The sequence below is a fragment of the Rheinheimera sp. genome (assembly GCF_036568245.1).
Lineage (GTDB): Bacteria > Pseudomonadota > Gammaproteobacteria > Enterobacterales > Alteromonadaceae > Alishewanella.
In genome coordinates this window covers 1-12,503 of record NZ_DATCSY010000255.1, presented here as the reverse complement: position 1 = coordinate 12,503, position 12,503 = coordinate 1, and the positions used below count along the sequence as shown (strand labels likewise).

Here is a 12,503-nt window from a genome sequence, read left to right as displayed (position 1 = left end):
CTTCTTCTGGCTGGTGGTGATTGCCACGACGCTGGGCTTAATCATGTCAGCAACCCGGGTACGCAACCTGGAAGCAGCCGGGGCGTCAAAAGTAGGTTCTGCGTTTTTATATATTTTAGTGGCGACCATTGGTATGCATATGGATGTCACTGCGATTCTGGATTACCCGCTAATGTTTTTAGTCGGCATTGTCTGGATGGCGGTGCATGCCGGTTTATTATTGCTGGTGGCCAAACTTATCAAAGCACCGATGTTTTATATGGCGGTAGGTAGCCAGGCCAATGTCGGCGGTGCGGCGTCTGCACCGGTTGTCGCGGCAGCGTTTCACCCGTCACTGGCCCCGGTCGGCGTGTTACTGGCGGTGCTGGGGTATGGCCTTGGCACCTATGGTGCTTATATTTGTGGCCTGATATTGCAACAGGTTGCACCGTAAAACAGCGTTTTTAACAGGGAGTGGCTATGACAAAATTTGATGCCGGCATGCGACACTGGATCCTGATCATCGCATTGCTGCTGGCGCTGTACAGCAGTTATCTGCTGGTGGCGCCCTATGTGGGCGCCATAGTGTTGGCATTTGTTTTGTCTTTACTGTGTTTTCCTGTGCACCAGTATATCGAGCAGAAAATCCCCGGCCGGCCAAATTTGGTGGCTATAATCTCCTGCGCTTTACTGGTAGTGGTGATACTGGTGCCGGCATCGCTGGTCTTTATGGCGATAGTCAAACAGGGCGTTATGTTTACCAAGCAAAGCTATCAGTGGCTCGATGGCGGTGGTGCTGAGCAGCTGTTACAGCATCCGTTTTTGCAAAGTGCGCTGGAAAAAATCAATCAGGTGTTACCAACTGAGCAAATCAGTGCTGCCAGCATCATACAGAAGCTGACGGAGTTTGCCGGCAGCTTTGGTAAAGAATTGCTGGATCTGAGTACCAAACTGGTGGGGGATATCACCGGCTTGATCCTCGGCTTTATGCTGATGTTGTTTATTTTATTTTTCCTGCTGCGCGATCACGAAAAAATTGTCGATACGCTGTACTGGGTATTGCCACTGTCACGCTCGCAGGAAAATGCCCTGTTGGCTGAGGCAAAGGCGGTGGCGCGTTCTGCTGTAATGGGGTCTTTTTTAACGGCAATAGCACAGGGTATTGCCGGCGGCATCGCGATGGCGATTGTCGGTCTGCCGGGCTTGTTCTGGGGCACGATGATGGCGTTTGCGTCATTAATTCCGGCTATTGGTACTGCGCTTATCTGGGTGCCGGCCAGTTTATATCTGTTGCTGACCGGCGACTGGCCCTGGGCGCTGTTTCTGGCCCTGTGGGGCGCGATAGTCGTGGGTTCTATCGACAATTTTCTGCGGCCTATCCTGATGCAGGGCAGTGGTGGTATGAATACTTTGCTGCTGTTTCTGTCGCTATTAGGCGGCATTCAGCTGTTTGGTCTGATCGGTCTGATTTACGGCCCGATCATTTTCGCGCTGACGCTGGTACTACTAAAACTTTATACCATAGAGTTTAAAGACTTCCTGGAACAGCAGGATAAGAGCTAAGCCTTATCCTGTTGTTGCTTCACACCACTAAATCAATTTGCTGTACCAGTGCAGGTTTGCCGTCAGTCATAAACGCCAGGCCGCTGCGCTGCAGTTGGCCTGCCAGCGTGTGATCAGCATTATGCAGTGGCATGGGTGTAGCAGCGGACTCGATGGAAATAGCCCCAAATTTAGCCTGCTGCATACTGAGCAGGCTTTGCTCTGGCCGCCACAGATACAGGTACTGCCAGATGTCATCACCGGGATCGATAAAGCCATTTGCATTGTCATCAAATCCGGCGAGCTCAGCGAAGCCCTGCCCGGTGCGGGGCCCGAACAATTCTGAGCCATTGTTTACCTGCTGATCCTGATTACGGTCATACGCCAGATAATGCTGCCGGGCCGCCAGCTGCGGCAGTTGAATATTGCTACCGTCGCTGCGCAAGTCAAAATCGCTGCTGTCTGTGCTTAGCTGCACCGGCTCACCGGATAAGCTGACCAGTAACGGGTCTTGCACAGGCTGCTCAGTGTAGCTGTATCTGGCCCAGCTTAGCTCCATACTAAAATCCAGCGCGAAGCTGATGCTTTCACCATTTTTCAATGTCAGCTCGCCGCTGAAACTGGCTTGCACGGCCTGATAGCCAAATTCCCACTGCTCAGTAGCCAGCCATTGCTGCTCGCTGTTTTGCTGACTTCGGCTACTGCTAAGCCAAATTGACTGTGCGGTTATTTCTGAGCTGAACGAGAAGCTGTCGAGGTCTTTTGCTGAAAATTCTGCCGTCAATGGTTTATCCAGCCAGTCGCCGGTGTGTTTACTCAGTTGGGCCAGAATACGCTTAACCATGCCGACGGTCTGAAAGGCGTTAAAGACTTGTTCATCGTCCTGCGCTTCGGCAATATCTTCTGCCTGACTGCTGACAACCGGTTGCGGCTGGACAGCTGCTGCGGCCGGCTTGGCTGATGTATTTGTACGGCCTGGCTGATCTTCGTTTTTGCTTAGTAACTGCTGTTTGCGACTATAAGCAAGGTGTTTCTGTTCGGCAACCGCAAACTGTTGCGAAGCGGATGTAATCTCCATCGTCTGCTCCACAAGGTTTTTCTGTTAACTTGTTATCGGAGCAGTTGATTAAAACTTGAACAGTTTTGTTGCTGTATCTGCTAACTAATTGAGCAGTCAGGGTAATTAAATTATCTGGCTGCAGACAGGCTGAATTGATAAGCATGGCGGGCTAATGGCTGGCGCACACCGGTCTGATAGGTATCAACCTGCATCAGGCCATCACTTTGCAGTGAAAACACCCTGAACATCGCGGTATGGCGGGTTTCATCCGGAATTTTTGTCCGCTCCAGCGCAGGAATATGCAGATAATGCACGCCTTCCAGCTGCTTTGAGTGGGTCACTCTGTCCATATCCATGTGCAAGTCACCGGAAATCACTGCCGCCAGATTTGATAGCGCTAACACATTGGTAAAACCTTGATGGCGAATGCCTTTTTCTGCATTCTCAGGATAAACGCCGGTCTGGGCGCTGTGTACCAAAAGCAATACTGGTTTGGGTTGCAGCTGTGTTATCTGCTGCATTATCCAGGCTATACCGCTGTCGTTGAAATCCCTACCGTGGTCCGGTGAGGCAAATACCAGCGCCACATCATTAAATTCCAACACATAACTTGGCGCTGACAAGGTGATTTTGCCCCGGTTCCAGCTATTGGCATACTGCATAAAGCGATCAACTGTGCTGCCATGCTCTTCATTACCCATGATCGGATAAAACGGCATCGTCAGTTGTTGCAGCAGCGGAGTAACGTTTTCGTATTGGATCAACGCCCCTTTGTGCGCGATATCACCAATGCCGGCGACAAAGTCAATTTTGTGCTGCTGTGTCAGTTTATTTATGTCTGCAACAGCCGCCGCCAGGTTGGGAAACAGCGGCTCGGGTTTCGGCTCGGCATCGCCCAACACAGCAAAACGCAACACAGTCTGTGTTGTATCCGGCTGGTCGTTATTGCTGGCATAGCAGGCGCCGGCAACGGCAAAGAATAAGCTAAGCAAAATGGCTTTCATATTATCTCCTGAAGATCAGAATGGATTAATGGCTGTTTTGCAGCTCTTTAAAACTGCTTGGAATAAGGCCGGTCCAGCGCTTAAATGCCCGGCGGAAGTTATGCTCATCGGAATAACCAAGCTTGCAGGCTAACTGGCGATTGGAGTAACACCCTTGTTGCAGCAGTTGACGGGCAGCGTCGCGTCGCACGCTATCTAACAGCTGGGCAAAATTGGTTTTGTGCAAGCTAAGCTGACGCTTTAGCGTGCTGGCAGACAAACCAAGTTGCTGCGCGGCTTGCTCAAGGCTGAGTAACGCCGGCAGTGCCCGCCGCTGCAGCCGGCAAACCTGCTCCAGTAGGCCGCGTTGGCGTGGTAATACTCGATTGAGCTGGCGGCAGGTGCGTCTGGCGGCTGCAAATTTAACCGGGTCTGCGGCAGGAAAGGCCTGATGCCAAACAGGGTAATCAATCAGCAGGCTATCGCATGGCTGGTTAAAACTGACCGCACAGCCCCAGTGTAGCTGATAGGTCAGCTCTGACTGCGCGGGCTGCTGTTTCAGCTGTGCACTGATCCCTTTGCTACTGCCTAGTTGCTGCTTAATCAGGCTCAGAAGCAACGAAAACAGCATAGTGATGGCAGTACTATGCTGTTGCCCCAGTGTCAGGCCGGTGTTGAATTCCAGCACCACACATTGTTGCTTGCGGTACTGCTGAACATAAACTCCCGGAAATAACTGATGGCGGAAATAGTGCAGCTGGCGTAATGCCTGTTTCAGGTTAGCGGCGTGCAGCAGGCATTGGCTTAGTGAAATATAGCGATTTTGCAGTAAGGCTGTGCCAAGTAAGAAAGGTAGTTCAGGGCTGTTCAGTTGCTGCTGGCAATTCTGCAGCAGTTTAAGCCAGTCTGCATGATGCAGCCTGGCATGAGGTTTATGAATATCCTGCTCAAATATTGAGGTGCCGCTGAGTAATTTGTGCAGCGAAGCGCCACGGCGCTGTGCCAGATGCAGTAAATCGGTGCAGCCATGTTGCAGCAGCAGTATTTTATCCTGATAGCTGAAATGGCGCGGTAGCATCAGGCGTTCTGCACTGTCAGTATGGCCAGCCTGCGCTCAGCAGCTACTGCATCTAATGCTGCCTGCAGCGCGTCGGTTACGCTGTTCTGGTTTACCTTGCTGAATACCAGTGTCAGCTCTGGCCGGTTGTCGTCTTTGCCAAGTAAACTCAGGTGCTGTTGTAAGTGTTGCCGCATAATCTGCGCCTGTATGTCGCTGGTGTCAGGCAAGACAGCGACAAAACGGTCGCCGCTGTAGCGGCAAATTACATCGCTGTGGCGCAGCTGGCTTGACAGCAGCTCAGCCAGTTGGCTGAGATAGTTATCACCGGCGGCAATACCGTAGCGGCGGTTAAAGCCGGCAAAGTTATCGATATCCAGCAATAGCAGGCTGAGCGGTTTGTACTGGCTGCGGTGCAGCTCTATTTCACGGGCCAGCACGGCATGCAGATAGTCGGCACCATACAGCTGAGTCAGTGGGTCAATTAAATGGTGGTCGCGCAGAAACAACTCTCTGCCCCGCAACTGCCGATCAATCGAGCGTTGTTCACGGTGCCAGCCCATCAGGCCGTATGTCAGTATCAGCATGCCAACCGGTGCCGGTAAGGATTCAAGCCAGCTCATCAGGCGCAAGGTATCCGGGTAGCGGATGAACTCATCCAGCAGATCGAGAAAGTACGAAAACATCAGCAGCAAACTGCCGTAGTACAGCCATTCGGTGACAGGGCCAGGTGGGCGGCTGCTGATAATCAGCCCCAGCCACAGCGAGGCCACCAACAAGGTGGTGCCTTCACCTAATATATCAAGCGCATCAAACAGTTGGACTGGTTTTAAATTGCCGAATGACACGGCTATCAGCAAACCGCTAAGTAGCAGTAAAACGCTGAAAACTAACTTATACCGGTGTAATCGCCACATGAAACTGACCGCAGGGAGCAAAAACCTCATTGTCGGCAAGCAGTATGACAGCCAGATGACAATATCAGTGCAGCTGCGCCGGGGGATGTGCTTTGCAGACCCGGGTCTGTAGCGCGCAGTGAGTTGTGTTAACAAACGGCTTTTTGTCATACAGCCTGTGCACACTTTAGCGCCATCATTACCTGCAAACTGAGAGCTGTTTATATGATGTCAAATGTCTGCCATACCCAACGCCGGTTTATAACACAAAGGCCAAACCAACTGGCTTGCGCTGTGATGTTAGCTTGTGGTGTTTTTTCAGTACCTGTGCTGGCCGATGCTGATGTCCAGGGCCGCATTACGGACAATCGCAGCAATTTGCTGACCGGGGCTGAAGTGAGCATCCCTGAGCTTAAACTGCGCCGGACTACCTCTGCCGATGGCCGTTTTCAGTTTAATCAGTTGCCCTCGGGCACTTATACCTTGCTGGTGAACTATCTTGGCGCTATGCCGGAAACACGGGTGCTGACTGTTGCAGATACGACACAACAACTGGGTGATATTAAGCTGTTGTCAGCCAGCGACAGTGTAGAGCACATAGAAGTTGTTGGTCAGTCAGGTGCGGTCAGTAAAGCACTGAACCGTCAGCGTAACGCCGGCGGTATTGTCACGGTGGCCAGCACTGATGAGATGGGGCAATTTCCGGACAGCAACGTCAGCGAAGCGCTGCAGCGCCTGGCGGGCTTATCGGTAGAGCGGGATCAGGGCGAAGGCCGCTTTGTCAGGGTGCGTGGCCTGGCGCCGGATTATAACGCGGTAACCTATAACGGTACCCAACTGGCTGCACCGGAAGCGGGGCGGCGGGCGGTAGCGCTGGATGTTATCCCATCTGATCTGTTGGAGTCGGTAGAAGTCAGTAAAACCTTAACGCCCGATATGGCAGCCGGTTCGCTCGGCGGTACGGTCGAAATTAAGAGCTTATCTGCCTTTGATCGCAGCGATGATTTCTACTCAGTCACAGCCGAAGCAGGCTACAACGAGTTGCAAAGCAAAACCAGCCCTAAACTCTCCGGTGTATTTAGCAAGATACTGGATGCAGGCGGCGAGACTGACAGCCTGGGGGTTGCCATTGCAGCAAGTTATGCTGAACGTAAGTTTGGCTCAGAAAACACAGAAACCGGCGGCAGCTGGGATTTTGACGAAGGCCTGGAAGAGTTTGAACTGCGTGACTACAGCATTACCCGTGAACGGCTGGGGCTGGCGCTTAATATGGATTACCGGCCGGGCAGCCACAACGAATATTATCTGCGTTCATTGTACAGCCGTTTTAGTGATACAGAAGAGCGTCAGGGCATGGTGGTGGAGCTTTCTGAGCCGCAATTTGCCAGCGCTACCGGTGAAGCGGCGCTTGTCCGTTCTTTAAAGCAGCGTGAAGAAACGCAAAGTATCAGTGCCATAGTGCTTGGCACCAAACAAACCCGTGGCAACTGGCACTGGCAGTTAGAAGCCGGCGCCAGTAAAGCCGATGAAGACACGCCTTTTAACATTGCCGCCGCCGATTTCGAGCAGGAGTTTGACGACGGGGTAGGCTTTAACGGTGAGCAGATTATCCGTCTGAGCGCTCCGGCCGAAGCCTATCTGGCAGAGGGCTATGAGCTAAAAGAAGTCGAGATGGGCGATACCTACACCAAGGAAACTGAGCGCAATATCAAATTTGATGTGAGTCGCGAAATTATTCAATCCAGTGGCAGCGTGACGCTTAAAGCTGGCGCCAAATTCAGCCAGCGGGAAAAAGAAGCGGCCGAAGATGTGTGGTTGTTTGAAGACTTTGCCGATGCCGGCATCAGCGCGCTAACTATGAGTGACTATAGCAACGCTGCGGTTGATTATGGCCTGGGCACTATGGGCGGTGCTATCGACAGCGGCAGTATTTACCGCTTAGTAAGCACACTTGACCGTGATGACTATGTTGATGAAGTAGAGTCGCGTATTAATGATTATCAGGTGGATGAAGATATCAGTGCAGCCTATCTGATGGCACAGTGGGAACGCGACAACTGGCAGCTGATCAGTGGCGTGCGCTATGAACATGAACAGCGTGATGCGGTTGGTACCCGCTATGATGATATCAACGAAGTGTTCAGCGAAAACCGGCAGAAAAACAGTAAAGGCTACTGGCTGCCGGCTGTAGTAGGCCGTTACGATGTGTCGGAAAATAGCATAGTGCGGGCGGCTTTTAGTACTGGCCTGGTACGGCCTAACTTTGAACAGCTAGCCCCGGCGTTTATTCTGGAAGAAGACGATGACGAGCTGGAAGCCAGCTTTGGTAACCCGGCATTAAAGGCACTGACAACCAGTAACCTTGATTTGGGTATTGAACACTACGCTGACAAATTAGGTGTGTTGTCTGCGATGCTGTTTTATAAACAGATCGATAACTTTATTTACGAGGCGGATTTAGCCGGTCGTGGCGACTATGCTGACTTTGCTAAAGCCGAAACCTATGTCAATGGTGGTAAAGCTGATTTATATGGCCTTGAACTTAACGCCATACATAAAGTGTCCGGTTTTGGAAATTGGCTGGATAACCTGTTGTTATCCGCCAACCTGACGCTGACTGACTCTGCTGCAGATATTGAATGGTTTGAGGACGGCAACTTGTTCAGCCGCGAAGTCGCGCTGCCAAGTCAGTCCGATAAGACCGCTAACCTGAGTCTGGGTTACGAAACTGACGTTGTCAGCCTGCGCCTGGCAGCCAATTATAAATCTAAGTACTTAGCCGAAGTCGGCGATGTGACAGATGCGGCTTATGATGTGTATTCAGATGACCATCTGCAGGTTGATTTTACCGCTAAATGGACATTCCAGCGCGGTATGCAGTTGTATTTCAATGTAGTGAATTTAAACGATGAGCCGTACTACGCGTACACCGGACGCAAAGCGTATAACTTCCAGTATGAACAGTATGGCCGCACTTTTGTGCTGGGCGTGCAGATCACTAACTGGTAAAAGGGTATTTCATGTCTTTGAAGAGTAATAAGTTTATGCTAACTGGCGTCTCACTGCTATTGGCGGTGGCGCTAAGTGGTTGCCAAAGCAGTAACCAGGCTGCAGACAGAAACGATGACGACAGCGTGACAGCACTGTCAGTGAGCGCCAGCCACTATCTGAACGTGACGCTTGCTGATGAGCAATATCAGCTGATAACACAGCCGTCGCAATTAACGCTGCAAAAAGCAGGGCAGCTTATCGCCCGGCAAAGTGGTACCTTCAGCCGCTTAGCGCTGCAGGTGCTGGGGCCGGATGATGCATTGCTGGCTGCGATTGACTCAGACAGCAACAGCTTGTTGCTGTGGCGTCTGATGCCGTCGGCGTCTGAGCCTATGACACTGTTGCAACAGCAGGTGATTAGCAGCCGCGTGGTTGAGGACATTTGTTTCTACCACAGCAGTGAAAACCAGCAACTGAGCCTGTTTTTACTGGGCGGTCGTGGCGGGGCGGATCAGCTGTTGTTGCAGCAGCAACAACAATGGCTGGCACAACCGGTGAATATCCGTCAGCTGAATGTGCCGTATGACAGCACAGCCTGCGCGGTTGACCATCGCACGGGCAGTTTGTATATCGCAGAAGCAGACCGGGCTATCTGGCGCTATCAGGCAGAACCGGAAGCCGATGAAGGCCGCAGTCTTGTTCAGGTTAATCAGCCTTTTGGCCAGTTGCAGGGTGAAGTAAAAGCGCTGGCGGTATTACCGGATTCAACTGTGCTGGCACTGGAAGAAGAACCTGCCCGGCTGCTGCATCTGAGCAAAGAAGGCAAAGTACTGAGCGGTACCGTACTGAGTGCGGTTGAAGAAGCAGGTAATTTATCGGTAAGCCAGCAGCAGACAGTATTGCAGGCTTATGTCAGCAGTGAAGCTGTGGCTGCAGTGCAGCAGGTGCCGTTTAGGCTGGATACTGCGTTGTTGCAGCACAGCAAGCCTGCCATGGCGCAGGTTCAACCTACTGTGCAGACTGAAGCGGCAAGTCAGCGTGGTGATGTGATTGATGACCCGGCCGTATGGCATCACCCTTCCGCAGCGTCGCAAAGCCTTATTCTGGCAACCGATAAACGGGCCGGGTTAGATGTTTACAACATGCAAGGCAAGCGGGTGCAGCAATTAGCGGTTGGCCGGCTGAATAATGTGGATGTGCGTTATGGTCTGAACTGGCATGGTAAGCCACATGATATCGCAGCGGCCAGCTCACGCGATGATAACAGCCTGCAATTGTTTGCCATTGACGCCTCGGGTACGCTGTATGATGCAGGCAAGGTCAACACCGGTCTGGCAGATATTTATGGCTTGTGCATGTATCAAAATACAACAGACAAAAAGGTGTTTGTGTTTGTAAATGACAAGTCCGGCGTTATTGAGCAGTATCAGATTAACGCTGGTGGCAAAGACTGGCAGGGCAGCCTGGTGCGCACACTTAAAGTGCCAACCCAACCGGAAGGTTGTGTCGCCGATGACACTGCAGCTGAGTTGTTTGTCGGCGAGGAAGATGCTGGTATCTGGCGTTTTGCCGCTGACGCCGCTGCCAATAGTATGGGTGAAAAAATCATACTGGTTGATGGCGAGCGTTTAGTTGATGATGTTGAAGGGCTGGCGCTGGCGCAACATGGTGACAAGCGCTACCTGGTGGTATCCAGCCAGGGTAATGACAGTTATGTGGTGTATGATGCCACCGCGCCTTACACCGAGCGGCTACGCTTTCGCGTGACGACCAATCCGGTACTGGGTATAGATGGTACATCGGAAACCGACGGGCTGGAAGTAACCACCCGTTCACTGGGGGCTGGGTTTGAGCAAGGCGCCTTGATTGTACAGGATGGCCGTAACCGTATGCCGGAGCAGGGCCAGAACCTGAAGTTAGTGCCCTGGCAACATATACTGCAGCAATTACGCTGATGTGATAAATAAAAAGCCGCAGTTTACTGCGGTTTTTTTACCTGACTAATTCAGTTTTGCGGCCAGACAACGTTCGACGATATTTTTAATTTTCTGTGGTGAGAAAGGCTTAGCAATAAAGCCACTTGCACCGGATGTAATGCTGCTTTTAACGTTTTCTACGGAATTGTGTGCAGTAACCATGACCACATGGGTTTTATCGGCTGTCATTTTAATCTGCTGCAGTAGCTGCTGACCATTGATATCCGGCAGTTCGATATCCAGAAAGACCAGATCATGCTGCTTTTCGCCAAACACCTGCAAGCCCCGTTTGCCATTGGCGGCTTCATGAATATTGCTGATACCAAGGTGAAGCAGGGTCTGACGTAAGTACTCGCGTACTGTATAAGCATCGTCAATAATCAGTACTGAGCATTGTTGCTGGGTCATGACAGGTCCTTTGCGATTTTACTGCATGCGATACAGTGTAACGCATTAAAATACAGGTACAAAAAAATAGCCGTCAAGTTTAGTTGTTGTTACTGAACCGACAATGAACTTACGGTAAAGGTAATGACAACTCTGAAACCGGCAATCGCGCCATTATGCACTATATTGTTGACTGTAATGGTGCCGCCGCAAGTTTCAATTACGCGTTTGGCAATACTCAAACCCAGACCAATACCGTTGTGGCTGCTGTGGGCGCGGAAAAATGGTGTGAACAGCCGGTCAAGGTGTTGCTCCGGCACTCCCGGCCCCTGATCACACACTTGCAGGCTCAACTGTTGCCCTTGTTGTTGCAGGCTAACACTGACTTCTGAGTACGCCGGGGTGTACTTTACCGCGTTGCGGATGACGTTTTCTATTGCGCTGTACAGCAGGGACGGATCGCCAGTGATGTGTCTAACCGGATTAAGCTGCAACCATAACGATTTCTGGCTGCTGCTGGCTTCCAGCCTGGCGTCTTCACAGATAGACTCAACCAATTCTGTCAGATCGATGTCGATATGTTCAGGTTCTGCAGTGCCATCTTCCAGTTTTGAGAATGTTAGAATTTTGGTCACTAACACATCAAGCCTGGTCACTTCCTGCTCGATCTTGGGTATCAGTAATTCCGCGTCTGCCGGTGATTGGGCTGCCAGACCACTCAGGATTTGAATACGTGCCAGTGGAGAGCGCAGTTCATGGGATACATCATGCAATAAACGGCGCTGAGACGCGATGGCTTCGGCCGCCTGGGCAGCCATCTGATTAAAGTTAGCGCTTAAGCAGCCAAACTCATCACGTCGTGCTGTCAGCTCAGGCCCAAGCTGAGTTTGCCATTTGTTGCTGGCTAACCCTGCCAGCGCCTGTTTCAGTTGCTGTACCGGCCGGGCAATGTAACGGGCTGACAGCCAACTGAAAACAATACTGGCACTGAGCAGCAACAGCAGGTGCAACAGTGGGCGGCGCCAGAATGGCGGTGGTGGCAAGTGCTCTGGTGGCATCTTAAAACCGTCAGGCGGCGGTTGCATGCTAAAGACCGGAGGTCTTACACCTATGTCATCCTGCCAGACAAAAGTAAGCCGGACTAACATAATCGCCATCAACAGCGTGGCCCAGAACACCAAAAAAAAGCGCCAGAATAGTCGTTGCATGCTGTAAGTTCCTAAGATGCGGCAGAGTAGATGAACTGATAACCTTTACCACGTACTGCCGTGATCCATTGCTGGCCCTCGGATCTTGGCCCAAGCTTTTGCCTGATATGACTGATGTGAACATCAATACTGCGGTCAAAGCTGCAAAGCGGTTTCCCCAGCGCCTGCTCAGACAGCTCTGCTTTGCTGATGACTTGTCCGGCTTTCTGTGCCAGTAAATACAGAATGCTGAACTCGGCACCCGTCAGCGCAATTTTCTGCTGATGCAGATAGACAGTGCGGCTGGACGAGCGGATGTTCAGCTCGCCACATTGCAATTCGGTGTACTGCTGCTGATGCTGCACCCGGCGTAAGATAGCTTTGATGCGGGCAGTTAACTCACGTGGTAAACAGGGTTTGGCAACATAATCGTCTGCACCCAGCT

Annotated in this window: 11 protein-coding genes; 4 read left to right on the top strand and 7 right to left on the bottom strand. The window is 51.6% G+C overall.

What is annotated here, in order from left to right; all coding sequences use genetic code 11:
- Together VIN66_RS11700 and VIN66_RS11695 are read left to right on the top strand one after the other, a co-directional pair.
- Positions 1 to 433 (top strand): DUF819 family protein (locus VIN66_RS11700; RefSeq protein WP_331924158.1); only part of this gene is annotated, 433 nt, incomplete at its 5' end.
- A gap of 26 nt (positions 434 to 459) precedes the next feature.
- Positions 460 to 1,542 carry an AI-2E family transporter gene (locus tag VIN66_RS11695; protein ID WP_331924157.1) on the top strand — a complete coding sequence of 361 codons (1,083 nt, stop codon included), beginning with the start codon at positions 460 to 462 and terminating at the stop codon, positions 1,540 to 1,542.
- Between the two features lie 19 nt (positions 1,543 to 1,561).
- Here the strand turns inward: VIN66_RS11695 and VIN66_RS11690 are convergent, their stop codons facing one another.
- From VIN66_RS11690 to VIN66_RS11675, 4 genes are all read right to left on the bottom strand, one after another.
- The gene (locus tag VIN66_RS11690) at positions 1,562 to 2,599 is read right to left on the bottom strand and encodes a hypothetical protein (protein ID WP_331924156.1); all 1,038 of its coding nucleotides are present in this window, start codon (positions 2,597 to 2,599) and stop codon (positions 1,562 to 1,564) included.
- Positions 2,600 to 2,709: 110 nt separating this feature from the next.
- Positions 2,710 to 3,585: a metallophosphoesterase family protein gene (locus tag VIN66_RS11685; protein WP_331924155.1), complete on the bottom strand. Its 876-nt coding sequence runs from the start codon at positions 3,583 to 3,585 to the stop codon at positions 2,710 to 2,712.
- Between the two features lie 25 nt (positions 3,586 to 3,610).
- A complete protein-coding gene (locus VIN66_RS11680) occupies positions 3,611 to 4,642 on the bottom strand; it encodes an AraC family transcriptional regulator (RefSeq protein WP_331924154.1) in 1,032 nt (343 codons plus the stop codon).
- A complete protein-coding gene (locus VIN66_RS11675; RefSeq protein ID WP_331924153.1) occupies positions 4,642 to 5,538 on the bottom strand; it encodes a GGDEF domain-containing protein in 897 nt (298 codons plus the stop codon). Before VIN66_RS11675 ends, VIN66_RS11680 begins: the two co-directional genes overlap by 1 nt.
- 276 nt (positions 5,539 to 5,814) lie before the next feature.
- Here VIN66_RS11675 and VIN66_RS11670 point away from each other — a divergent pair, with 276 nt between their 5' ends.
- Together VIN66_RS11670 and VIN66_RS11665 are read left to right on the top strand one after the other, a co-directional pair.
- On the top strand, positions 5,815 to 8,526 hold the full coding sequence (locus VIN66_RS11670) for a TonB-dependent receptor (protein ID WP_331924159.1): 2,712 nt from the start codon (positions 5,815 to 5,817) through the stop codon (positions 8,524 to 8,526).
- 11 nt (positions 8,527 to 8,537) lie between these two features.
- Complete coding sequence (locus VIN66_RS11665) at positions 8,538 to 10,463, top strand: phytase (protein WP_331924152.1); 1,926 nt, start codon at positions 8,538 to 8,540, stop codon at positions 10,461 to 10,463.
- A 45-nt stretch (positions 10,464 to 10,508) separates the two neighbouring features.
- Here VIN66_RS11665 and VIN66_RS11660 read toward each other — a convergent pair whose 3' ends face one another.
- From VIN66_RS11660 to VIN66_RS11650, 3 genes are all read right to left on the bottom strand, one after another.
- Positions 10,509 to 10,892 carry a response regulator gene (locus VIN66_RS11660; protein ID WP_331924151.1) on the bottom strand — a complete coding sequence of 128 codons (384 nt, stop codon included), beginning with the start codon at positions 10,890 to 10,892 and terminating at the stop codon, positions 10,509 to 10,511.
- A gap of 89 nt (positions 10,893 to 10,981) precedes the next feature.
- The gene (locus tag VIN66_RS11655; protein ID WP_331924150.1) at positions 10,982 to 12,079 is read right to left on the bottom strand and encodes a HAMP domain-containing sensor histidine kinase; all 1,098 of its coding nucleotides are present in this window, start codon (positions 12,077 to 12,079) and stop codon (positions 10,982 to 10,984) included.
- 11 nt (positions 12,080 to 12,090) lie between these two features.
- Positions 12,091 to 12,503 (bottom strand): response regulator transcription factor (locus VIN66_RS11650; RefSeq protein WP_331924149.1); only part of this gene is annotated, 413 nt, incomplete at its 5' end.

Bases quoted from the DNA above. Each gene is read 5' to 3' on its own strand.
- VIN66_RS11695 (WP_331924157.1), top strand. From the start codon at position 460: ATGACAAAATTTGATGCCGGCATGCGACACTGGATCCTGATCATCGCA.
- VIN66_RS11690 (WP_331924156.1), bottom strand. From the start codon at position 2,599: ATGGAGATTACATCCGCTTCGCAACAGTTTGCGGTTGCCGAACAGAAA.
- VIN66_RS11685 (WP_331924155.1), bottom strand. From the start codon at position 3,585: ATGAAAGCCATTTTGCTTAGCTTATTCTTTGCCGTTGCCGGCGCCTGC.
- VIN66_RS11680 (WP_331924154.1), bottom strand. From the start codon at position 4,642: ATGCTACCGCGCCATTTCAGCTATCAGGATAAAATACTGCTGCTGCAA.
- VIN66_RS11675 (WP_331924153.1), bottom strand. From the start codon at position 5,538: ATGTGGCGATTACACCGGTATAAGTTAGTTTTCAGCGTTTTACTGCTA.
- VIN66_RS11670 (WP_331924159.1), top strand. From the start codon at position 5,815: ATGTTAGCTTGTGGTGTTTTTTCAGTACCTGTGCTGGCCGATGCTGAT.
- VIN66_RS11665 (WP_331924152.1), top strand. From the start codon at position 8,538: ATGTCTTTGAAGAGTAATAAGTTTATGCTAACTGGCGTCTCACTGCTA.
- VIN66_RS11660 (WP_331924151.1), bottom strand. From the start codon at position 10,892: ATGACCCAGCAACAATGCTCAGTACTGATTATTGACGATGCTTATACA.
- VIN66_RS11655 (WP_331924150.1), bottom strand. From the start codon at position 12,079: ATGCAACGACTATTCTGGCGCTTTTTTTTGGTGTTCTGGGCCACGCTG.